At 64.3% G+C, this 23,607-nt stretch carries 14 protein-coding genes; all 14 read left to right on the top strand.

Annotated elements, in window-relative coordinates; translation table 11 throughout:
* The first annotated feature begins 3 nt into the window (after positions 1-3).
* The 14 genes from HV793_RS06045 (at position 4) to HV793_RS05980 (ending at position 23,603) form a co-directional block, all read left to right on the top strand.
* Positions 4-3,183, top strand: a complete 3,180-nt coding sequence (locus HV793_RS06045; protein WP_175212830.1) for a UvrD-helicase domain-containing protein — start codon at positions 4-6, stop codon at positions 3,181-3,183.
* A 167-nt stretch (positions 3,184-3,350) separates the two neighbouring features.
* Positions 3,351-4,589: a hypothetical protein gene (locus tag HV793_RS06040; RefSeq protein ID WP_175212829.1), complete on the top strand. Its 1,239-nt coding sequence runs from the start codon at positions 3,351-3,353 to the stop codon at positions 4,587-4,589.
* Positions 4,586-6,571 (top strand): phospholipase D-like domain-containing protein, encoded by a 1,986-nt coding sequence (locus tag HV793_RS06035; RefSeq protein WP_175212828.1) that lies wholly within the window; start codon positions 4,586-4,588, stop codon positions 6,569-6,571. The genes HV793_RS06040 and HV793_RS06035 overlap by 4 nt, the downstream gene beginning before the upstream one ends.
* Positions 6,571-9,168 (top strand): helicase-related protein, encoded by a 2,598-nt coding sequence (locus HV793_RS06030; RefSeq protein WP_175212827.1) that lies wholly within the window; start codon positions 6,571-6,573, stop codon positions 9,166-9,168. Before HV793_RS06035 ends, HV793_RS06030 begins: the two co-directional genes overlap by 1 nt.
* 605 nt (positions 9,169-9,773) lie before the next feature.
* The gene (locus tag HV793_RS06025) at positions 9,774-11,033 is read left to right on the top strand and encodes a nucleotide sugar dehydrogenase (protein WP_119449874.1); all 1,260 of its coding nucleotides are present in this window, start codon (positions 9,774-9,776) and stop codon (positions 11,031-11,033) included.
* 39 nt (positions 11,034-11,072) lie between these two features.
* Positions 11,073-13,553, top strand: coding sequence for a hypothetical protein (locus HV793_RS06020; protein WP_054455420.1), 2,481 nt, complete (start codon positions 11,073-11,075; stop codon positions 13,551-13,553).
* Positions 13,550-15,604 carry a glycosyltransferase gene (locus HV793_RS06015; RefSeq protein WP_054455418.1) on the top strand — a complete coding sequence of 685 codons (2,055 nt, stop codon included), beginning with the start codon at positions 13,550-13,552 and terminating at the stop codon, positions 15,602-15,604. The genes HV793_RS06020 and HV793_RS06015 overlap by 4 nt, the downstream gene beginning before the upstream one ends.
* Before the next feature lie 41 nt (positions 15,605-15,645).
* Positions 15,646-16,800, top strand: a complete 1,155-nt coding sequence (locus HV793_RS06010) for a polysaccharide biosynthesis/export family protein (protein ID WP_175212826.1) — start codon at positions 15,646-15,648, stop codon at positions 16,798-16,800.
* A 7-nt stretch (positions 16,801-16,807) separates the two neighbouring features.
* The gene (locus tag HV793_RS06005; protein WP_054455414.1) at positions 16,808-18,148 is read left to right on the top strand and encodes an ABC transporter permease; all 1,341 of its coding nucleotides are present in this window, start codon (positions 16,808-16,810) and stop codon (positions 18,146-18,148) included.
* A 9-nt stretch (positions 18,149-18,157) separates the two neighbouring features.
* Entirely contained in the window at positions 18,158-18,874 is a 717-nt protein-coding gene (locus HV793_RS06000) for a P-loop NTPase family protein (protein WP_054455412.1), read from the top strand.
* Positions 18,852-20,027 carry a KpsE/RkpR family capsule polysaccharide export protein gene (locus HV793_RS05995; protein ID WP_119449878.1) on the top strand — a complete coding sequence of 392 codons (1,176 nt, stop codon included), beginning with the start codon at positions 18,852-18,854 and terminating at the stop codon, positions 20,025-20,027. Before HV793_RS06000 ends, HV793_RS05995 begins: the two co-directional genes overlap by 23 nt.
* A complete protein-coding gene (locus tag HV793_RS05990; RefSeq protein WP_175161984.1) occupies positions 20,020-21,924 on the top strand; it encodes a Vi polysaccharide transport protein VexE in 1,905 nt (634 codons plus the stop codon). Before HV793_RS05995 ends, HV793_RS05990 begins: the two co-directional genes overlap by 8 nt.
* Before the next feature lie 12 nt (positions 21,925-21,936).
* On the top strand, positions 21,937-23,157 hold the full coding sequence (locus HV793_RS05985; protein ID WP_054455409.1) for a pectate lyase family protein: 1,221 nt from the start codon (positions 21,937-21,939) through the stop codon (positions 23,155-23,157).
* Positions 23,158-23,342: 185 nt separating this feature from the next.
* Positions 23,343-23,603, top strand: a complete 261-nt coding sequence (locus tag HV793_RS05980) for a helix-turn-helix domain-containing protein (protein WP_054455917.1) — start codon at positions 23,343-23,345, stop codon at positions 23,601-23,603.
* Positions 23,604-23,607: the final 4 nt, after the last annotated feature.

The following is a 23,607-nucleotide window of genomic DNA, read 5'->3' as shown; positions in this document are numbered from 1 at the left end:
ATCATGGCACAGCAACCCATGAACGTCGAATTCGTGCGCGCGGGCGCGGGCAGCGGCAAGACCTACTATCTGACCCGCCTGCTGGCCGAGCGTCTGAGCAGCGGCGCGGCCAGGCCGGCCGCCATCATGGCCACCACCTTTACGGTCAAGGCGGCCTCCGAGCTGCGCGAGCGCGCGCGCGCCACGCTCTTGAAACAGCGCCGCCTTGACCTTGCGGCGGCTCTGGGGCAGGCCAGCATCGGTACGGTCAACAGTGTGTGCGGGCGCCTGATCCAGCGCTTCTGCTTCGAGCTGGGCATTTCTCCCGACCAGACCGTGCTGACCGAAGACGAGGGTCGCCGGCTGGTTAGCGTCGCCGTTGAAAGCGTGCAGGAAGCGGGCGCCGCGGCAAGCCTGGTGCAACTGGCCGAGCGCCTGGGGCAGGATGAGGCCGCCCTGACGGCGACCCTGCACGCAGTGATGAATGCCGCGCGCGCCAACAATATCGACCCAGCCGACCTGGTGGCAATGGGTAGGCGCAATGCGGACGCCATGCTGGCCTGCTGGCCCCGTCCGCTAGGTCACTACGATGCCGAATTGAAAGAGACGCTCGCCGCCACAGAGCATGCCCTCAAGCAAGTGCAGCAAGCCGGCGAGAAAACCAAGGTTCTGAACGATGCGATCGAGAAAATCCGGGGTACCCGGAGCGCGCTGGCTCGCGGCGGGCTTGCCTGGGATGTCTGGCATCAGCTTTCCAAGCTGAAAGCGGGCGCCGGCCAGGCCTCCCTGCTGACTGCGCTGCATGAGCTTGCGGCGCGCCATCCCACCCACAGTCAGTTCCATGACGATGTGCGCCGCTACCTGGAAAGCGCCTTTGACCTGGCGGGCCGTGCCTTGCAGGCATTCGCTGAGGCCAAGCGTGAACTGGGTGTCGTCGATTTCACGGATCAGGAAGTCTTGCTTCTGCGTGCGCTGCAAGACAGTTCCCTGGTTCGCGATGCGCTGGCCGCGGAACTGGACCTGGTGTTGGTGGATGAATTCCAGGATACCAACCCGTTGCAACTGGCGATCTTCGTCGAATTGGCCAAGCTCGCCAAAAGCTCGGTCTGGGTCGGCGATCCCAAGCAGGCAATCTACGGTTTTCGCGGCACCGATTCGACCTTGATTCAGCAGATCCTCGCGTCCGTCGAAAGTTGGGGCGGCACCATGGGAACACCACTGTCGGCCTCTTACCGGTCGACGCCGGCGTTGGTGGGACTGGCCAACGAGGTCTTCGTGCCGGCCTTTCAGCCCGCACCGCGCTCCGACACCGCGCTCACGGCGGTGCGTGTGCCCCTGCCAGGACAGCCGCAGCTATTGAACTGGTCATTCGTGATGGGGCCCAGAAAGCGCACGATCTCGCTGGATGCGCTGGGCACGGCCGTGTCCGAGCTGCTGGCGCGCGGCATCCAGATCATCGACAAGCAAACCGGCGAGCCGCGGGGACTGCGGGCGAGTGATATTGCCGTGCTGTGTCGCAAGCATGACCACGTCACCGCCGCTGTCGATGCACTCAGCCGATGGGGCGTGCCAGCGGCGGCACAACGCCCAGGGTTGATGGGCACGCCCGAGGTTCAATTGGTGCTGGCCTGCTTGCGGCGGCTGCAGGATGCCGGTGATACCGTCAGCACGGCCATGATTGTCGGCCTGACTGGGTCGCTGCGGCCGGAGGCGTGGCTGGAGGATCGCCTGTCCTTCCTGGCGCAGGAGCAGGCCGAGATCCAGGCGTCGGCGTGGAAGGTGTCGGGTACGGACGCGCATCCGTTGATAACTCGGTTGGAAAGCCTGCGCTCACGCCTGATGTCGCTGACACCCCGCGAAGCGCTGCGCTTGGCAAAAGCCGAATCCGGCGTGGCGCAGCGGATTCACGGATGGTCTGGGCACGAGCGCGAGGCGCGTGTGCGCATCGCCAACGTCGAAGCGTTGCTGGCGCTCGCGGAACAGTATGAAACCTCCTGCCATGGTTCGCGTCAGCCCGCCACGGTCAACGGCCTGCTGCTTTGGCTGCAGGGGTTGGCTGAAAGCGCTGCGGACGGCCGCGCCGAGGCGGCCGATGGCGCGGTGGGGGTGATGACCTTCCACGCCTCAAAGGGGCTGGAATGGCCGGTGGTGATCATGATCGGCATGGACCATGCGCATCGTACCGACCTCTGGAGCGTGCGCTCGCATACCCAAGGCGCATTCGACGCGGCCGCTCCCCTCGCCAACCGTCACATACATCACTGGGTCAATCCTTTCGGTTCCGCCGTGCAGGTCATCGAGGACGCGCAAGCGTCGGTCACCGGCAAGCTGATGGAGCAGCAAGCGCTGGAAGAAAACACGCGCCTGCTCTACGTGGCCGTCACCCGTGCCCGGGATTTGCTCGTGCTGGTGGGCGGCACCAAGAGTGCCGAGGCAGATCCGCCTTGCCAGTGGCTCGACGCGATCGCCGCAACGGGAACTCTCTGGGGACCGTCCGGACAGCGCGTGATGGACGGCCAGATCGTGGACTGCGAGGCCAAAACCTGGGAATTCGACGAGACTCTCGCGGCGCCGCCGGCGCCCGCGGCCCAAGCCATCCACTACTTTCCGGCGGGCCGGTCCCAAGCATTTCCGCGTCTCTGGTTTGCGCCCAGTGCATCCAGCGGGGGGCAGTATCGGGTGGAACAGGTGGAGGAAGTGGGCAGGCGCCTCGTGGTGCATTCCGCCACGGACATGACTGCTCTGGGATCGGCGCTGCATGCTTGCATCGCCTGCGCGCTGGCCGACCCCGACACGGCCATCGACGACGACCAGGTCCGCGAGATACTGCTTCGCTGGGGTGTCGCGGCGGCCGTCAGCGCCTCGGCTGCCCGCCACCAGGTCGAGGCCTTCCTGGTCTGGTGGCGCACGAAGTGGCCCGACGGCATCGCCCGCGCGGAGCTCCCGATCCAGGTGCTGGGTCAGGACGGCACGGTGGTCCGAGGGCAGATCGACATGCTGATCCGCGTCGGTGCCGGCCACGTGCTCATCGACCACAAGGCCGACCCGCGGGCGGTCGACGACGGCGAGCGCCTGGCCCAGACGCATGGTGCCCAGCTTCAGGCCTATGCGCATGCCGTGGAGTCCATGTCGGGCGAGCCGGTGCGGGAGCGCTGGCTGTTCTTGCCGGTCGCCGCCCGCGCGGTGCGAATCGCACCGGCATAAGCATGGGTGGGCTTGCGCGGCGAGCTTGATCAGAGTTGTGCCGAGTGCCCGCGCGCACCGGTGTGTTGAATCCACAAACAGGGCAGGTGACTATGCAATGGGGCTTGTTAGGTCCGGCAGTGCTGAGCGGAGAGCGGCGTACGCGAACCTTGGAAATAGGACGCGCCGTGCGGCGCTTTAATGAACTGGCCGTGCCGGGCACAGGCGGTGTCTGGTTTGGCAAGCAGGTATTCCTCGCCATCCTCGGCATTCGCGTCGCTGAACTGGCGCGCAACGAGAGAATGGTGGTCAGCAATATCGAATGCGCCAACGCGATCGAGGCGTTAGCCTGCTGGCTCGGCTACCAAGACAACAAATGGGCGCAGCACCCGCGCTTGCGGGGCATCAACAAGTTTCCCCGGCAGCATACCCTGGATTTCCGTACCCTGCGTCGCCCCGGCTTTTATGTTTCGCAGCCCATGCGCATGGCGGTCGGCCAAAGCCTGATGCCGCTGGGACTCGTGGAGGGACAAAGCCGGCGATTCAATGCCCTGTCGACCAACGAGATCGGCCAGAAGCTGATTGCCCTGGCATGCGGCGACGGCGGCCGTCACGATATCGCGGCGCAACTGCTGAACTGGGTACTGGGAAAGACCGTCAACTGGCCCCCGCGCTTCGTCAAACTGCTATCCCCCTGCATGCCGCTGTCGGCCGCGGCCCGCGGCCTGCTCCATGCGCAATTGATACTCGGCGCCGGGAACGAAAGCACTGCGCACAAGACACGGCGCCGCGCTGCGCTGCAATGGGTCGAGGATGTGCGCAACAACCCGCCCGCGACGTCGATGCGCTGGGAAGACCGGCCGGCCGCGATTGCAGATGACGCACATTGGCTGGACCTGCGGGCAGGCGCGCAACTCATGGCCTGCCGCGATCAGGCCTTGTTCGTGCTCGACGAGCTGGAACGGGCGCTCGCATTGGCGTCCAAGGAGACTATGCGCGTCGAAGAGGCTGCTGGGATGCTGACGAACGAACTGGCGGAACTGCGGCGTTCCGCGGAACGGTATTTGGCGTTTTCACATGCGGACCCCGATGCCATGGTGTTTTGCCGCGAGTGCGCCCTCGCGTCGAACCCCGAACAACTCGAACACTTGCTGCGCCGTGACGGTCGCGTCCTGCGCTTGGTCGGCCGCCAGGTCAAGCCCGGCTCGGCGTTTCGCCGCGTCGTGCGGAATGCGGAAACACCGGATCCATTCGCCGCGCCGGATGATCCAGACGTTGCGGGCCAGGCCGAGGGCGTGATCGCTTGGCCTGCCGGTCTGTCCTACCGGGTGCGCAACCTCCACGCACTCAATCGCGACTTGCTGGAAGAGCAAGAGGTCTTGCCCAACGGCGCCGTGAACCGGGATCTGGAGGAGGCCGCAGCATGACGCCGTCCCTATTGCATCTTTTCGACGCGCCCGACGACTATGACGGTCTGTTCGGCTGGGTATGCGGCTATTCCGCTGATGCCTTGTTCCTCGACGAGGCGGCCGAGCGATTCGTCCGCCGCACCCACGCCCAGCGGGCCAAGGCGGGAGAGATTTCCCTGGGCCTGATCCTGGACCCCCAGCATGAAGCCCTGTCGCTGCTGGATGTGCCGGGTGTGGCCCACCTGCCCTTGCGCCTAACCAATGGGCAGCCATTCAAGCTGATGCACGCCAAAGTCGCCCTGCTGGGTTTCCGCAAGGCAGGGGCTGATTCGTGGCGGCTTCGCCTGATTGTCTCGACCGGCAACTGGACCACGCAGACAGTCGAGGAAAGCCTGGACCTTGCGTGGTCGATTGAACTGTCTTCCGAAGACCTGGAAGGGGATGCGCACGATTTGTCGCTGCGCTGCGCGGACATCAAGGCTGCATCGGAAATGCTGAACTGGCTGGCGTCCCATTTCGATCTCCGCATCTTCGACGCCATGCTGGAAAATCCCTGCGCGGCAGACCGTGTTGGCCAATTCAACGGCTGGATCGGTCAATGCGTTTCGCGTGCGCACGGGCAGGAGTCCCGATTCTTCGATAACCGCTCGCGCGGCTTGCTCGAGCAATTGCCCGAACTGATAGCGCGGCACGCTGGCAAGGGGCGCCGCAACTATCTGGCCATGGCATCGGGCTTTTTCGAGGATGTGCCTCAGGCGGAGACGGACAGAGCGCCCGATCAGGTGCCTACCGTACTGGCCCGAATTGAAGACACGCTGCGCGCCCATGACATGCTGACGCACACAGCTCGGGTGGAGGTCTACGTCAACCCGGAAAGCTGCCAAGCGGTGGCCGTGTGCCGGGATGCGATGGCGCAGCGTCGTTGGCACGTCGCGGCGCCGGGCCAGCCCGAACGCGTCTTTGGTCAGGACTCGCGCCGTACCCTGCACGCGAAATTTCTGCTCGGAGGCAGAAGCGGCAACGAGGCCTGCACCAGCGGCTGGCTCTACCTGGGCTCGGGAAACCTCACCAACCCGGGCTTTATCGAGCGCGCGGGACCCTCCCGCGGCAATCTTGAAGCGGGTGTGGTCTTTTCCTTGCCAAGAACTCAATGGTTCCCATCCAAGGATCCGTCAGTTCCGGCTCTGACTGTCTTGCTGCCGATTCAACCCAACGGCGACGCCTGCACGATCCCTCCACAGCTTCAGGCCGGAGATCCGATGCCGGAGCACGACGACGTCTTCCTTGCCGCGCCGGTAGCGTATTTGCAATGGCTGCCAACGCCTGACGGTGGACTGCTGCGTGCGCCGGGGCGCAATACCGTAGATGTCAAGGTGCTGGGCTCGGATGGGGCAGCCTGCGTCCGGCTGGGGCTGGACTGGTTGTGGCCGGGTGAGGCTCCACGCCAGGTCAGGCTGCGCTGGGGCACGTCGGATCACCAGGAGCGGTTGGTTCCGGTGATCGACGAATACGGCCGCATCGCCGCCACTGAACTGCCTGAACTGGAACTCCAGGAATTGGCTGCCCAACTGTTGGGCTTTCCCGCGATAGACACCGGCGACGGCGATGGCGGGGACGACGACGAAACGGATGCATCTGGCAGGAAAAGCCAGGTGCGCAGCGCGGGCAGCGCGTCGCAGACGGCCGCGATCCGGACGATGATGACACAGCTGGAACTGATCGCCCAGAAACAGGTGCAGGTCGCGGACCCCGACTGGGCGGTCTGGTGCCACCGCCTTGAGCAGACACTGTGCCAGGCGAGCGGCAGCGCCGTGCTGGCCGATTTCAGGAAGTTGAAGATCAATCCGCTCAGTTGTCTGCGGCAGGCGGCATTCCGCCCCAACTATGCCTGCGATGCCCGTAACCCACACGGCCGACGCTACGAGGAAGCGCTGCAGCGCGTCGCTGAATCCTGGGCTCTGACGCAAGAAGCGTATGTGGCTTTTGGAGAAGAGAAATAATGGATTGGAACGCAGTCGCGAAGACACTGATCGCTTCGTTCGATGAAACCGATGGATCCCGGAAAGAGGGGTGGTCGTTGAACGAAGGCCAGCGCCGCAGCCTGACGGCATTGGCCAGGCGCATTCCGCAAAACGGGGTCGTCATCGCCGACGAGGTCGGCATGGGCAAGACCCGTATTGCCGTTGCGCTAGCCTCCGCCGTCGTACGCCACGGGGGCCGGGTCGCCGTGCTGGTGCCGCCCGGTCTGGGTTTCCAATGGGAGCAGGAAATGCATGACGGCGGTGTGGAGTGCCCGCCGCTGCTCAGAAGCCTGAACCAATACTTCAAGCCTTGGGATCCCCGGGAGGGCGGTGCGCCGCTCTGGTCGACCCAAAGCGTGGTGTTGCTATCGCATCAAATCGCCAACTGGCGCATCGGCGGAGGCACGCGCGCACCCTATTGGTCATTGCTGCCGTTGTTGTACGCCACATGGCGCAAAGTCTGCGATGGCCGATATCCCAGACATTTCCACGCGACGCCGGAATTGTCGGACCCGCGGATTCGAGCCGCGGCCGCCGATATCTCGGCGTGGGCAAAACGCACCGGGGGCACCCCCGTCGATTTCTTGAACACATTGGTCGACGAGGCGCCCTGGCCGGCGGCGACGCAACCCGGCCAGTACAGTTCCGGCAGCACCTTGCGTGTCGCGCTGGAACGCGCCGTGGGTATCGGCTTGGGCTTTTTCGATCTCATCATCATCGACGAAGCGCACAAGAGCCGGGGAGACGCGACGGGACTGTCTCGCCTGTTGAACAACGTCGCCCTGGCCCCTCCCGACGGACGCAAGCTGGCCATGACGGCCACCCCGGTGGAACTGGACGCCGAACAATGGCAGGACGTGCTGGACCGTATCGCGGTCAAGACGGCCAACGGCCGGTGTTTGCCGGATCACGGGCAAACAACGCGTGCGATAGGCGACTACGTAAAGGCGGTCGACGAGGTCAAGACACAACCGAGCGATGGGGGAAAAAGACAAAACTATCGAATCGCGGCCCGCGCGTTCGAGCGGACCTTGTCGCCATATCTCTTGCGACGCGACAAGCGCGAAGCGCAATCGGTACAGGCGTTCGCACGCCACGCCGGGCTGCCGCCTCACGCCTATCGTCGGGAACGACCACTTATCATCGATCCGGCGGAGCTGTCACCGGCCTGGCGGCAGGTGGTGTGCGCGGCGGAGGCCTTGTCGCTCGCCGCCGCGCAGGGCACCGCGCCCCAGGCGCAACGGCTGCGCTTGACCATGGGCAACGGCCACGGCATCGCCAAGATTATCGATCAGCTTCAGCAGGACGAAATCGAGGACCGCGACCAATTGGCGCTGGACCGTCTGCTGGAGGACGAGCCGAATTCGGACTCCGCCCGGTCTCGGCGCGTGGATTGGTGGCTGGACGTGATGCGCCAGGCGCTGAGGAATGAGAATGTGCTGCTCGACCATCCGGCCATCTGCAGAGCAGTCCGGGAGATCGAAACTGTTCACGACAAAGGGGAGAAAGTCCTGGTTTTCGGCCGCTACACCGCGCCGATGAAAAAGCTGGTGGAGCTGCTGAATGCGCGTCAGATGCTCCGCGCCCTGCGCGACAACACGCCCTGGCCGCAGAGCGGCGTGCGCGAAAGCGAACACGACGCAGTCAAGGCTGCGCAAAGGCAGCTGGGCATCCTGCGGGATGAATCGATCGACAGCATCAATGCGCAGTTGAAGCGTCAATACGAGGATCTCGAAAACCGTCGCCAATCGGCACGCGATCAGTTGTTCCATATGCTGAAGGCCGGTTTGGCAACATATCCCGATGACAGCGCCGCCAAGCGCCTGTTCCACGCGTTCGAGCGCAATCCGGTTGGTCACGCCTCCGTCACGCGCGCGGTGGTGGAATTGCTGAAGCTCGACGAAGCGCGGCCAAAGGATTGGGCCGACGCATTTGTGCATCTTGTCGATGCGGCAAGGGACCGCGAGGATGTCGACGAACGCGGCGAGGCCGGCTTGAACGAAGCCGGCGCGGCTGCGTTGTGGCCCAAACTGGCGGAACGCTTTGACGAGGAGTACAGCCATCCGCAGGGCGGTTTCGCGCGCCTGATGTATGGGGAAACCAAACACGTCACGCGGCGGCTGCTGCAAATGGCGTTCAACCGTCAGGACAGCTATCCCCGGGTGCTGGTGGCGCAGTCCGTGGTTGGCCGCGAAGGACTGAATCTGCATAAAGCATGCCGGACCGTGCTGCTCCTGCACCCTGAGTGGAATCCCGCCGTGGTCGAGCAGCAGATCGGACGCGTGGACCGCCTGGGCAGCCGCTGGGAGCAACTGCTCGAGGAGGCGGTGGCGAAAGGTGTCCGCGGCAGCGAACTGCCTCGCATCGACATCCTGCCGATTGTGTTCCAGGGCACATACGACGAGCATAATTGGATGGTCTTGAAAGCGCGCTGGGATGCGCTGCGGGCGCAACTCCATGGCTCGGTCATTCATGTGCCGGATGACGACGGCGATCCGCTCCTGCGCACGATTGCGGATGAAGTCAATGACGCAGCGCCGGACTTTTCTCCGGCAGCAGCCCCAAGCGCCTCGTGACCGCGATCCCCGGCTGGGGGACGCTGAGGATGCCTTGCTTGAGCAAAAAGCCCACCCGCCCGGTGGGCTTTTTGCTCTTTGGGCGGCGCGTGTGCGAATACTTACTTGTCCGGGAAACGGGAGTCAGGCTTTGTTATTTCTGAATAATGACTGTAGCCAGGCTGTTTTTGAATATGACATTGCGCCGAGCTATTAATAAATAACCCCGCGCCGCCATTATGTTTTTTCATTTTGGTTAAACCGGACCAACAAAAACCCTTTTATATATTTGCTAACAATCTCGTTGGCCGGCCATGTTGCGGTTTATGTAATGAATGTAATTGTTTGAGGGATTTCCCGGGGTTTATTGCGACGAATCCGACTTACTTGCACAGCAATAAAAATATTTAGAAAGAATTTTGCTGTTTGCCACCTATACGATTCGTTGGCTCGCCGCTTGGTACGCCTAATCAAGTATCGAGCTGTAAATATTCTTAAGCAATACGCCCGCCCGAACCGGGGCAAACATATTCGATTCTGCATCGATTTCGTGCCCCCGGGTGTCAATTTCTAGTGTCTTCGACACGACGAAAACAGTGAGGTCCCCCGTGGTAAAGAGAATCGCAGTGTGTGGCCTTGGATATGTCGGCCTGCCCGTAGCCGTCGCATTTTCCAAGCGCTTTGATGTCATCGGCTTTGACGTGGACAAGCGGAGAATCGCACGGCTGAAAGAGGGTGATGACTGGACCGGCGAGATCGAACGCGACGTGTTGCTTGCCTCCCCGATGCAGTTCACCGACCAGATCTCGGAACTGGAAGGCTGCGATTTCTTCGTCGTGGCCGTACCGACCCCCGTCGACGAAAAGAACAACCCGGATTTTTCGCTGCTGGTGCGCGCCTGCCGCTCAATCGGCCCCGTGCTGCGCCCCGGCTGCATCGTGGTTTTTGAATCCACCGTCCATCCCGGCGCCACCGAGGAAATCTGCGGACCGGAGCTGGAGAAGGTGTCCGGCCTGCGTTGCGGCGTCGATTTCAAGCTGGGCTACAGCCCCGAGCGGATCAATCCGGGCGACCGCGAGCATCCGCTGGAGAAGATCGTCAAGATCGTGTCCGGCCAGGACGAGGAATCGCTGGAAGTCATTGCCGGCGTGTACGAGAAGATCATCGACGCCGGCGTGCACCGCGCCTCCTCCATCAAGGTCGCCGAGGCGGCGAAGGTGCTGGAGAACACGCAGCGCGACATCAACATCGCGCTGATGAACGAAATGTCGAAGATCTGCGATCTGGTCGGCATCCGCACCTCGGAAGTGCTGGCAGCCGCCGGCACCAAGTGGAACTTCCTGAAGTTTTCGCCTGGTCTCGTGGGCGGTCACTGCATCGGCGTCGATCCGTACTACCTGACGTCCAAGGCGCAGGAGCTTGGCTATCACCCCGAGGTCATCCTGTCGGGCCGTCGCATCAATGACGGCATGGCCAGCCACGTCGCTTCGCGAGTGGTCCAGACCCTGGCCCGCAACGGCCGCCTCAATGCCACGACCCGCGTCGGCATCCTGGGCATGACGTTCAAGGAAAACGTGCCCGACATCCGCAACTCCAAGGTGGTCGATCTTTACAACGCCCTGGGCGCCTACGGCATCACCCCGGTCGCGTGCGACCCGATGGCCGATCGGGAACAGATGGAGCACGAGTACGGCATCAAGCTCGTCGAGCGCGACCAGTTCCGCGACATGGATGTGCTGATCCTGGCGGTGCCGCACCGTGAAACCATGAACACCTTTTGGGACGACCTGCCGACGCTGGTCAAGAGCGACGGCATGGTGTGCGACCTGAAGTCCGTGCTCGACAGCAAACGGCTTCAGTCCGACCTCCTGTACTGGACTCTTTAAGTTCAGGCTCACTATCGATCACTAGAGGAGAGCCTCCGAATGGCTGCTTTTACCACCGCTCCGATTGGAACCTGCCGCATCCATACGCCGCTGCGCGATGCCGTGGGCCGCTACCCGATCAAGCTGCAACTCGGGCGCAACTACGGTTTCGTGCACACCAGCGCCGAGGCGCTGCAGCAGGCGCGATTCATGTTCGGCCAGGGCGACATCCCTGCCGACGTCCAGCGCGTGATCTTCCGGCCTTCGAATGGCGAGCAGGCGCGCAAAGGCGCCCACAAGCCGGCTGACCTCTATGTGGTCGAACTGTCTTCGCGCAAGCTGCTGACCATAGACGGCTACCCGATACAGTCCAACTACCTGGTGCGCTACTTCAGCGAGTTCTTCGCCGACCGCACGCGCACCCGGATGTTCTGGTCCATGGCCCACGCCGACCGCCTGGCCGAGCGCCGCGCGCTGCTGGACCAGGACCCGGTCTTCAAGGCGCTCACGCCGGACGACCGTAACCTGCTCGCCCGCATCGTCAAGCGTGACCAGACGGATGAGGAGATCGAGCAGGAAATGAACCAGCTGGTCGACCTGCTGGGCCGCGACAAAGTGGTGTTCGTCACGCACGTCAATGCCATGACGCCGGACAACGCGCCCATCGAGCAACGCCAGCAACTGATCGCCGCGGTGCTCGCCAGCGCGCAGCGCATCGGCGTGCCTTGCTACGACCCGACGCCGCTGATGAACAAGATCGGCCAGGCCGAGGCCATGGAAAATGGCGGACTGGACCTGACCCACTACACGCCGGCTTTCGCCGAACGCCTGTGCGCAGAGTGGTTCAAGACCTTCATGCGTCCGCGCCTGGATGCGTCGACGACGCAGCCCTCCGCGCCCAAGCTCTCCGCCGATGAAAGCGCCGACCGCATCGAGAAGCTCTGGGATTCGGGCGAACTGCGCGAAGCCTCGCGCCGCGTGCGCGAGGTGCTGCGCCGCCATCCCGGCTTGCCCGACCACACGCTGTTGTTTGCGCGCATCCAGGAAGAGCTGGGCGACTACGAAGGTTCGCTGGCGCTTCTGGGCAGCGCCGACGGCGCGGTGGCGTCCGGCAGCAAGGCTGAGCAGATCCTGATGCGCAACCAGTTCAAGCTGGGACGCCATGACGTTGCGTACTCGCTAGCCGCAGGCTTGCTGGGCGATGAGATCGAAACCCCCGAAATCGTGCGCATCGCGGCGATTTCCGCGGGCCAATTGGGATATGTGGACGAGACCCTGGGCAACTGGAAGCAGTTGTTCCGCATCTCTTCTCCGGAAGACGCGGTCGCGGTGGAAGCCGCCGACACCGTGCTCGCGCTGCTGCAGGCCAGCGGCGACATGGAATCCGCCATACGCTGGGTCCACGAGGTCCGTGCGGCCATGCCCGCGTATGGCCGCGGTTTCGCCATGCTGTGGCGCGACCGGCTGCTGGCCGGCGATCGCGCCGGACTGCGCAACCTGGCGTCCGAGTCGCCCGTGCTCAATGATGTCGACGCGTTGGAGCTGGTCAAGGAAGCCTCGTGGCGCGGCAGCATCATGGCCGCGGCCACGCTGGCGGTCTCGTGCAAGCTGGCAAGCAGCGAGCATGAGGATATCGTCGCCTGGCTGAATTCGCAGTCGCAGGCCTGGGCCGAGGAAGGCAACCGCGCGCTGGAGGAAGGACGCCTGCGCGATGCCGCGGAGCGCATCTGCGCGCACCGCCTGCTGACTCCGGATGCGCTGGCCGGCGTGCGCGCCCAGCGCGCCTTCGAGCGTGCGATGCGCCTGGGCGTGCGGGCCGCGCTGGTGGCGGGCAATCACAAGGAAGTCATCGACCTTACCGACATCGCGCTGGACAGCCAGATCGATTTCCCGGAGCTGCATGCCATGCGCGGCCGCGCGGCCGACGCGCTGGGCGACAAGAAGACCGCCATGCGGCACCTCGAGCAGGCGGCCGCCGGCGACTCCGCTTCGTTCAGCACGCAGCTGCATTTTGCGCGGGTGGCGTTCCACGGCGGCTGGTACGGCGAGGCCATCGATGCCTACAAGACCGTGCTCGACCATGCCGGCGCGGACCAGGGCGCCAAGGACGAAGCGCAGCGCCAGCTGGGCAGGCTTGGGCCCCGCGCCATCCGCGGCGCGCGCGAGATCCTTTCCTCCGGCGATCATCAGGCGGCCTGGAACCTGCTGGAGCGTGTTGCGCAGTCGTGGCCCGGCATGTCGGAAGTCGACCATGAAAAGCGGCGCATCATCGCCGTGCTGTACGCCGAAGCGCGTGCGCTGGATTCGGCCAGCACCACGGAACGCCTGGCCCTGGGCGAGCGCATCCTGAAGCTGGTTCCGGAAGACCCCATCGGCCTGCGCCTGGCTGCCGTGGGCGCCATGCGCCTGCATCGATTCGAACAGGCATTGCCGTACTGGCGCAAGCTGCAGGAACGTTCCGAGAATCCGGCGCAGTTCGATCACTACATCGAACGCTGCCTCGTGTGGATCGAGAAGATCAACCGGAGGAAGGCAGCATGAATCCCCCATTGACTACCGAGCGAGCGGAGGCTGCATCCGATCTGCAAGCGGTGCAAGCCCGGTTGGAAGAGATCGTCACGGCGTCGGTGCGGGTTCAAGTCGCCCAGGAAAACCTGCCCCGCGCCCAGGAACTGGCGCGCGAGCACATGGCAGACTCCAAGGTCCGCTTCCTGCTGCTCAGGCTGAAGGAAGCGGCGGGCCTGAACGAAGGCATGGCCGAGCAGTGGGCCACGCTGTTGCAGGAGTGCCCGGACGATTTCCTGATCGTCCGCTACTGCGCGACGCGCTTGGTGAAGGAACGCAAGATCGATGAGGCCCTGGCCCTGGTCGACCATCACCTTCCGCCTTCGACGCAGAATCCAAACCGCTTGTTCGCGCGGGCCAAGCTGCTTAGCGACATCCGTGCGCACGAGCAGTCCGACGAACTCTTTCGCCGGCTGATTTCCGAGAACACCGACCGCAACATGCGCGTCGAGTTCGCCAAGCGCCTGCGCAAGCGCGGACTGCTGGCCGACGCGTTCGACGCGATCGCGCCCGTCATGAAGCACCTGACGCCCGGCAGCAAGGCGGCGGAGCTGGCCAACGACCTGGCCAGCGACTACGCCTTCTACCAACGCTTCGAGTCGGAAGAGGGGCTGGTGGGCAAGGATGTCAGGATCGTGTCCATGAAGCATGCGATCCTGCACTTCCGCGACCGCAAGATCGTCGAGCAGTCGGCGGAGAAGCCGGTGTCGGTGGCGCTGGTCACGGGCAGTCTTGGCCCCGGCGGCGCCGAGCGCCAGCTGACGCGGCTTGCGGGCGAACTGACCCGCCTGGCGGAGTCGCCCGAGCGCCGGCCGGCAGACGTGATCATGATGCCGAAGAAAGTCGAAGTTATGGTCAAGCAGCACACCGAGCCGGCGGGTTCCACCAAGAAGCAAGGGCTGGATTTCTTCCTGCCGGTGCTGGTGAAGGCGCAGATTCCGGTCACGGAGATCAACAAGCTGCCGGCCGTGTCGGTGTCCCATCAATCCATGCCCGAGGGCAGCCTGAGCCGTCTGCTGGAGCAGTTGCCGCCTCCGGTGCACTACGGCGTGACCCGGCTTACGCCTGTGCTGCGCGAGAACCCGTTCGACGTGGTGAGCCTGTGGCAGGACGGAACCTGCCTGTTCGGCGCGCTGGCGGCGCTTTTGGCTGGCGCCCCGACCATACACCTGGTCTTCCGCGGACTGCCGCCGAACATCCGCAAGGACCGCTTCCGCGAAGAATATCCCGAGCTGTACCAGGCCCTGGCCCAGGTGCCGGGGGTGGTTTTCGTCAGCAACAGCTGCAAGGCCGCGGAAGCCTACTCGGAATGGCTGGGCATCCCGATCACGCGCTTTCACATCCTTTACAACGGCGTGCCCGATCTGTCGACGGACGCTTCGGCCGTGGATGAGGAAAAGTGGAAGGCCTTTCAGGAAAGCACGAACGACGCCACCGAGACGATAGGCGGCGTGTTCCGCCTGGAGCCGGACAAGCGGCCGCAGCTGTGGATCAAGCTGGCGGCGATGTACCTGAAGGACAGGCCGCAGGCGCGCTTCGTCATCGTTGGAGACGGACGGCTGCGCGAGAACATCGAGGCCCTGGCCGAAGAGCTGAGCGTGACGGACAGGCTCTTGCTGGTCGGTCTTTCCAACCACGTGGGCTATTGGTATTCGCAAATGGATGCCAGCGTCCTGCTGTCGCGCTACGAAGGCTTGCCCAACGTGCTGATCGAAGCCCAGTTGGTGGGAGTGCCGGTGATCTCGACTCCGGCTGGCGGCGCTGGCGAGTGCTTTGTGGAGAACGAAACCGGCCATCTGCTCAGTTGCGTGGATCACCCGGATCTGCACGAGGCCTGCGAGAAAGTCGCATCCATGGTCGACCAGGTGCGCAGCAACGAGCAGCTCAGGCAGCACAGCCGTCACCGCGCGCAGAAGCTGTTCTCGCTTGACGCCATGCTGACCAAGTTCATGGGCCTGTGCATGCCCGTGGTGTCCGAGAACGACGAACGCATGGATATCGAACCCATGCGCCTGATGCAAGCCTGATTGGCGTCCAACCGATCAAGCTGCGGAAACGAAAGGATCTTATGCATATGTACGTCCCGGGTTCAGGGCTGCGACGCAAGGCAGCCCTGGCCATGGTGGTTCTTGCCACGCTGACTCTCGCGGGGTGTCAGCTGCCCCGTTCCGGCCCGATGCTGAGCGAAATGACGGGCGCGCACGATGACAAGGACGTCATCGTGATGCCCGTCTCTCGCGAACTGGTGCAGGCCAGCCGGGTGCCCGATGTGGCCGATTTTCCCGTGCGCTACCGCGATCTCACGCAGGCCGGATTCGACCGCCTGGTTCCCGGCGACGGCATCAATGTGAAGGTTTGGGAGCGCGGCGGGCTGGGCGTGTTCGCGGCGGACCCCTCCGGCGTGAGCGACCTGGGCAACCAGGAGATCGACCCGGCAGGGAACGTGACGTTTCCCATCCTCGGCAAGTTCCACGCCGCCAACATGACCCTGGCGCAGCTGCATGATGCCGTCGTCGCTCGTCTGGCCAGGCTGGTTGTCGGCGCCGACGTCAGCGTGACGCGCGCCGCGGACGCGCGCGGCCAGATGGTGACGGTGCAGGGCAACCTGACCAAGCCCGGCATGTATCCCATCACCCAGACCTCGCAGCGCCTGAGCAGCGCGCTGGCCCAGGCCGCGCCGGTGCAGACGAACCCTGAACAGCTCGTCATCAGCCTGCGCCGCGACAACCAGGTGGCGTCGGTGCGGCTGTCGGATATCTACCGCAACCAGAACAACGACATCCTGCTGCGCGCGGGCGATGTCATCACCGCCTATGACTCGAAGGAGTACCTGACCGTGCTGGGCGCGGCCGGCACCCAGGGGCGCGTGGCCATCAGCAAGCGCAACTACAGCGTGCTGGATGCGCTGGCGGATTCCCGCGGCCTGGACGACAAGCTGGCGGACCCGCGTTCCGTGTTCCTGTTCACGCCTGCGAAGGCCGGCGCCGAGGGCAAGCCGGATCTGCTGCCTGTGGTCTATCAGTTCGATCTAACGCGTCCGGAGCAAGTGGCGCTGGCGCGCGAATTCACCGTGCAGGAAGGCCAGGCCATCTATATCTCGGATGCGCCGTTCACGCAGGTGCAGAAGGTGTTGTCCGCGTTCCGCGTCACGATGAGCGCCGGCTTCAGCGCCACGCGCGCCATTGACAGCGACTCGGGCGGCTCGTCCGGCATAAGCCAATAGCGTGTCGATGAGTAACGAGGACAGGATCAAGGGCTGGCGTTCGCGCCGTAAGGACAGTAGCTACGCAGTGGGATCCGGCGTCGCGGCATGGCGCCTGGATCCGGCGGCATTGTTTGAAGCAAAGGCCACGCCGGCCGTCCTGCTCAAGCCCCTGGTCGCGCGCCTGCAGGGCGAGCCGCACGACTCCGTGGCTGCCCGGCGGGCGGTGTACGAGGCGGTGCAGGCGGAGCTGGACGCGGAGATCGCGCGCAGCAACGTCGATGAGACGCTGGCGGATTTTTCGCGCCGGCGCCTGCGCGTCATCGTGCGCCTGCTGGAAATGGATATCCGCGACGGCGTCGAAGTGTTCGCGCCCGGCTACATGCCAGCCAAGCTGGTGGCGGAAGACGAGCGGCTGGCCGCGGCGCATGCGCGCCGCGTGGATCGCCGCAAGCAGGACGAGGCGCGCGAAGCGCGCCGCCACGCCTCGCGCAACGACATTGCGCTGGAAGTCGAAGTGCCGCAGGACGAGGCCGGCGATCTCGCGATACTGCGGGCCCGCTTGCAGGACCTGCATGAAGGACATGATCCGAGCCATTCCGTGAAGGTCCGGCCGGTCGGCCGCACGCTGCTGGCGATGTTCATCTACCAGCTGCGCGTGATGCATGGCGAGAGCCGGATCGCCCTGGTATGGGCGCTGGTGGGCCCGGTCGTGCTGTTGACGCTGATTTCGTCGCTGTACATCCTGATGGGCACGCACTACATCATGGGCATGGACGTGCAGACGTTCTCGCTGCTGGGCGCGACGACCTGGATCATGTTCCGGCAGATCGCCTTCCGGAGCAGTACGGCCTACGTATCTGCCCGCGGTTTGCTGAACTTCCAGGGCGTTACGCCCCTGATGTGCGCGCTGGTGCAGGCGTTCATCTATGTGTCGGTATATCTGGTGGTGTTCCTGGTGCTGATCAGCGCGGGCCATGCGCTGGAACTCGTGACGCTGCCGAAAAGCTGGTCCGGTTTTCTGCTTTTCGTCGTATTGATGGGATGCTTCGGGGCTGCGCTGGGCGTGTTGTTCGGATCGATCGCGACCTACTGGCATTTCTTTCTCAGGCTCGCGCCGATCATCGAACGGTTTCTGCAGATCTTCGCGGCCGTGTTCTTTGTTTCGGAACAGTTGCCAGAGAACCTGCGGCCCTGGATGCTGTGGCTGCCTTTGGCGCACGGCATGCAGCTGCTGCGCTCCGCGTATTTCGAGGCTTACGCCTCGCACGATGCGAGCTTGGGATACTTCCTGACCTCGTTGGTTTTCTTGATGGTGCTTGCGTTGGCGGCCGAGCGGCTGGCCCGTCCCAACGTCCAGCCGATGTGAGGGAAGTGGATGATCCATTTCAATGGCGTCACTGACGAGCCCTATGCATTCGGAAGCAGGCAAGCGCTGCTTTCCAATGTTGATCTCGATATTCCGGTCGGGCGCTATGCGCTGCTGTCGCCCGCGCCGGAATTGCATCGCCAGATCGTCGATGTGCTGTGCGGCCTGCGGCCGCCGCGCCAGGGCTTCGTCAAGCACGATGGCAACGTGTCCTGGGCGATAGGCCGCCAGGGATTCATCCGCGGCAAGGCCAACGGCCTGAGCATGATCGACTTCGTCAGCGAGATGTACGAGATCGACGCGGATGCCACGCATGAACTGGTCGCGGACCTGGTCAGCGATCCCAGGACCCTGGCCAAGCCCATGGAGCATTGGCCGCTCTACGCGCGGCAGGAGTTTTCCTTCGCGCTGGCGCTGGCGCCGGCGTTCGATGTCTACGTGATCGAAGGGGCCATCCCTTTCGAGCCTTGCCGTTTCACCCGCCTGTGGCTGGCTCTGTTCGAAGAGCGCCTGGTCGGCCGGACACTCATTCTTTCCAGTTACCGCCAGAATCAGTTGGCGGACTATTGCTTCAAGGGTTTGATTTATGAACGAAGCGCACTCAGCATCGAAGACGACCTCGACCAGTGCATCCGCAGGTTCCCCCCGCGACGATCAAGGAGCGAATCCGGCACAGGCGACGACGTCCTCGGAGGCGGCTTCGATGAGGGCGGAATCGGCCTCTGAGGGCAGGTCCGAAATCGAACGCCGCCGCCGCGAGCGGCAATCGGCGCTGCGAGAGCGGCGCCGTCACCGCTGGATCAACACGCTCATCGTGCTGGCGCCGGTCGCGTGCGCCCTGGCGTATCTGCTGCTCTTCGCCACGCCCCGCTACGAGGCGGAATCGCGCTTTTTCGTGCAGTCGGCCTCCGGGCAGCAAGGCGGCGGGGGGGCTGCGGCCAGCCTGCTGACCACGGGCAACGCGGGCGGCATGCTCGGCGGCTTCGTGGATGGCTGGGCGGTCGCCGATTTCCTCAAGTCGCGCGATGCCATGCAGCAGCTCGACAAGAAGGTCGGCCTGCGCCAGTACCTGATCCGCGCGGGCATGGACCCTGTGAATCATCTTGCAGAGGACTCAAGCGAGGACGATCTCTATCGCGCCTACCAGGCCTCGGTAAAGGTCTCCTTCAACGCGCTGGAACAGATCGACGTGCTGCGCGTGAGCGCGTTTTCCTCGGAGGATGCCGCGCTGCTGTCCCGGGCGTTGATCGAGCTGGCCGAGAGCTTCGTCAGCTCGATGAACGAGAAAGGCGTCGCCGACAAGCTGAAAGTGAGCGAGGAGGCGGTCAAGCTCGCGGAGCAGAAGGCGCTGGCCGCCCGGGAAACGCTGACAGCGTGGCGGACCACGCACGGCAATATCGATCCCACCGCCACGGTGACGATGCTGCTGAACCTGTCCAGCCAGCTCGAAGGGGAGCTCAACACCGCGCAGATCAATCTCGACAAGATCCGCGCGTTGGGCAACAAGGACCATTTCATGCTGCGGCCCGCCGAGATGCAGGTGGCTTCTCTGAAGAAGCGGATCGCGGCCGTGCGCCAGCGCCTGAGCGGCGCGGGCAACACGGAAGCGAAGCAGCTCAAGTCCTATGAAGCGCTGCGCAACGCCCAGGCGTTCGCGGATTCGAACCTGACCCTGGCGCAGCAGACCTACCAGCAGGCCATGACGGACACGCTGCGGCTGCAACGCTACCTGTCCATCATCGCGCAGCCAGTACCCACGGACCGCCCGAGCAGTCCGCGTACCGGAATCCTGCTGCTGCAGGCGCTGGCGCTGGGCTTTGTGCTGATGTTCATCGCTCGGGTGGCGTTGGCGTTGTTGAGGGGATTGCGTCATGGTTGATACGGCAATTGCGGATCGTCCCGCCGGCACTGATGCCACGGCACGCTTGCGTGACGTGATCAAGCAGATTCATTCCGCGGCCGAGCCGCTGAACGATATGCCCATGCTGGAGCCGGCGCTGCGCGAGGCCGCGGACGGTTGGCGCGACGCCCGCCGCTTGCTGGTTTCGCCCCTGGTGCGGGAAGGCAAGCTAGGCGCCGCGATCGCCGCGCTGGAGATCATGGTCGCGGTCTATCCCGCGCGCGCCGACGAGCGCCGCCTGCTCGCCAGCCTGTTCGGACGCACCGAGCAATGGGACCGCGCCATCGCCGAGGCGGACGCCGCCGCCGGCATCGAACCCGGCGCGGCGGCGCTGCATGCGGCGCGCATCCAGTTGCGGGTGCAGGCCGGCCGTGTGGCCGAGGCTGCCGAGGTCGCACGCGCGACCCGGAACCTGGCGGAAAACGAACCCGGCGAAGCCTACCCTTGGCTGATGGCTTTCGTGCGCAACGGCGATACGGTCGAGGCGGCCGGCATGGCTGCCGCCTTGGACCCGCGAGAACTGCCCAACGAGCGCGTGGCGACGATGGCGGTGCGCGCCTTGCTGGATGACGGCAGGGTGGAGGCGGCGATCCGCTTTGGCGGCGCAGCCCTGGACGCGGGCCACGACTGCGCGGTCCTGCGCTCGTCCCTGGGCCTGGCGCATCTGCGGCGCGGCAACGAGAATGACCGCAAGGTGCATGCGCTGGCGCACTTCGAGGCCGGCCTGAGCGCGGCGCCCGCGGATGTCAGGCTGCTGACGTTGCATGGCGAGACCCTGCTGCGCGCCGGACGCTACAAGGAAGCCCTGACGCCGTTGAAGCAGGCCATCGACCTGGCGCCAGACCTGGAACAGACGCGGGCTTTCTACGCACGCGCGCTGCGCTACACGCTGCAGTACGACGCGGCGGCCGACCAGATGATGCATCTGCTGGAGAAGTCGCCCGAAAAGCAGCTTTGGCAGCGTGCGGCCATCAGCGCGCTGTCGCAGGCGGGGCGCAAGCAGGAGGCCGAGGCGCTCTTTGGACAGTACGTGGCGCAACGCGGCCAGCGGCTGCCGGCGACCTTCGACGAGGCCATGGCGCAGCTGGAGGAACGGCTGCACACCGCCCCGATCCCGCAGGCGCGCCTGGACTGGGCCTGGTCGATGCGCGGCGACACCAGTATCGACCGCGCGCAATGGGAGCGCCGAGCGCGCTGGGGCCACCTGGTGGACCATCTGCTGTTCGACTGGCTCGAATGCCGCGAGGAGAGCGTCGAAGAAGCCATGCAGGTGTTGGGAGAGCTGGATACCGGCGAGCGCTTCTTTGCGCCGCTGCTGGCGGGGGGCAAGGGCGTGGTGGTCGCCACCGCGCACGTCGGTCCCATGTACGCCGGGTTGATGGCGCTGGAACTGGTGGGCATTCCGTCGCGTTGGCTGGCGACCGCGCCCAGCATCGCGCAGAGCAGCTACTCCGCAGCCCTGATCTCCACTGCCGACCAGACCGAGGCGCAGGTCGCCAAGGCCTGCATGCGCGCGTTGACTTCGGGCTATGTGCTATGCCTGGCGATAGACGGGGCGGCCAATCCGGCGGCGCCACGGACCACCTTCGAAGGACAGGACGTGACGTACTCCGGCTTCGCGGCCCACCTCGCGCATCGCATGGGCGTGCCCTCGGTGTTCTACGCACCGCGCTGGGAGAACGGTCGCGTCGCCTATACGCTGGAGATGTTGCCCGCGCCCAAGCCTGGCGAGGACGCCGAGGCGTATTCCCTGCGTTGGCAGCAGGCCTATTTCGAACGGCTCAGGGAGCATCTTGCCGGTCCTCCGGAAAACCTGCGCCTGAGCGGCGGCATCTGGCGCCACGTCACGGCCGCGGACAAGTCCGCGCAGCAATAGGAGCGAATGCCGATGAAGGCTGCAATCAAGACCGCGCGCTGGCTGCTTGTCCTGGCCATGTCGTACGGCGGGGCTGCGGCCGCCGCCGACGCATGCAAAAGTCCGGACGAGCATTGTCCGTCCGTCGCCGCGCTGCTGCAGCAGCGCGAGGGCTACGGCGCCCAGGCCACGGGCGGCCTGGGCGGAAAGTTCATCGACGTTACGTCCGATCAGGACTCGGGTCCCGGAACGCTGCGCGCCGCGCTCGCGCAGGCAAAGAAGGGACCCACCTGGATACGCTTCGCCTCCGACATGACCATCGTCCTGGATAAGCAGCTGCGCGTGCCGTCCAACACGACCATCGACGGGCGCGGCAAGCGCGTGACCCTGATCGACGACGGATTGGGCGTATATGGCAGCAAGAACGTCATCCTCACGCACCTGACCATAGACGGACGCTTGTCGCGGCTGACGCAAGCCGTGAACGTGGCCAACAACAGCCGCGACGTATGGGTGGACCACATGGATCTGTCGCGGATGTCGGACCGGCTGCTGAACGTGAAGAACGGTTCGACTGATGTGACGATCTCATGGACCAAGTTCCACAATTCCAACAAGGTCATGTTGCTCAACAACATCACCTCGAAGAACCTTTACGCAAACTACGACCGCGATTCGATCGCGCGCGTGACGCTGCACCATAACTACTTCCTCAACACCGTGCAGCGTAATCCGCGCGGGCAATTCGGCACCTTCCATCTCTTCAACAATCTGTTGGAAGACTGGGATTTCTACGGCATGAGTTTCAGCCTGGAGGCCAAGGCGCTGGTCGAAGGCAACATCTTCAAGAACTCCACGCAACGCAAATGCGTGGAGCCCGAGTTCTTCCCGACGGTGGAAGGCATCAACGTGAACTACTGCCACTACATTCCCATCGCCGCCAAGCGCAGCGCGCTGGAAAACGGCGAATCGGACCGCGGAGCCTATGAAACGCGGAAGGACGAACACGGCTATACGCGGGACTACAAGGCCTTCCTGCGCCTGAAGGACAATCTGTACCTGGGCGATGCGAAGCCGGTGTTGCAGGACTACAGGCCCGAGGCTGCGCCGACGCCGCCCTATTGCTACGGCTACGAAAAGCCTACGACGGAGCTGGCGGAGAAGATCCGCAAGTACGCGGGGAATACGGGCGGCGATACGCCGTTGCCGGTGTCCAGGATCGGGACGGGTTGCGGGGGATCTGCAGGCCGGTAGTCGCACGGTTCGCAGAAGCGGAGCCGGACCATGCGAGTTGAAGCCTGGCGTTATCGGTGAAATACAGCCTATGATTTGTTTTTAAGAAATACAAATCATAGGCTGTAAAAGAACCACAAATCACATTGTGTATTTCAGGTTTACAGCCTAGACTTTGTATATCTGAAATACAGCTTGGGATTTGTATTATGGATTTCACCGTACGCACCGCGACACAATTGCCGGCCCTGCTCCAGGGGTTCCGCAAAGAGGCCGGCTTGACCCAGGCGGCCACGGCCTTGCGCCTTGGGGTCACACAACAGACCTTGTCCGCCCTGGAGCGCAATGCCGACAAGGTAAGCGCAGACCGGCTGCTGCAGCTGTTGAGCATCCTGGGGGTCGAAATGGTATTGCGCCAGCAAGGGGCGCAGCCGGGACCCGAAACAACATCCGAACCCAGCTGGTAAAGCC

Source organism: Achromobacter aegrifaciens, assembly GCF_902859965.1.
In the GTDB taxonomy this organism is placed as follows: domain Bacteria; phylum Pseudomonadota; class Gammaproteobacteria; order Burkholderiales; family Burkholderiaceae_B; genus Achromobacter; species Achromobacter aegrifaciens.
The sequence above is the reverse complement of the archived record's forward strand: the minus strand, read 5'-3'. Positions and strand labels throughout refer to the sequence as shown.

Bases quoted from the DNA above. Each gene is read 5' to 3' on its own strand.
- HV793_RS06020 (WP_054455420.1), top strand. From the start codon at position 11,073: ATGGCTGCTTTTACCACCGCTCCGATTGGAACCTGCCGCATCCATACG.
- HV793_RS05985 (WP_054455409.1), top strand. From the start codon at position 21,937: ATGAAGGCTGCAATCAAGACCGCGCGCTGGCTGCTTGTCCTGGCCATG.
- HV793_RS06005 (WP_054455414.1), top strand. From the start codon at position 16,808: ATGAGTAACGAGGACAGGATCAAGGGCTGGCGTTCGCGCCGTAAGGAC.
- HV793_RS06045 (WP_175212830.1), top strand. From the start codon at position 4: ATGGCACAGCAACCCATGAACGTCGAATTCGTGCGCGCGGGCGCGGGC.
- HV793_RS06015 (WP_054455418.1), top strand. From the start codon at position 13,550: ATGAATCCCCCATTGACTACCGAGCGAGCGGAGGCTGCATCCGATCTG.
- HV793_RS06000 (WP_054455412.1), top strand. From the start codon at position 18,158: ATGATCCATTTCAATGGCGTCACTGACGAGCCCTATGCATTCGGAAGC.
- HV793_RS05990 (WP_175161984.1), top strand. From the start codon at position 20,020: ATGGTTGATACGGCAATTGCGGATCGTCCCGCCGGCACTGATGCCACG.
- HV793_RS06035 (WP_175212828.1), top strand. From the start codon at position 4,586: ATGACGCCGTCCCTATTGCATCTTTTCGACGCGCCCGACGACTATGAC.
- HV793_RS06010 (WP_175212826.1), top strand. From the start codon at position 15,646: ATGCATATGTACGTCCCGGGTTCAGGGCTGCGACGCAAGGCAGCCCTG.
- HV793_RS06030 (WP_175212827.1), top strand. From the start codon at position 6,571: ATGGATTGGAACGCAGTCGCGAAGACACTGATCGCTTCGTTCGATGAA.
- HV793_RS05995 (WP_119449878.1), top strand. From the start codon at position 18,852: ATGAGGGCGGAATCGGCCTCTGAGGGCAGGTCCGAAATCGAACGCCGC.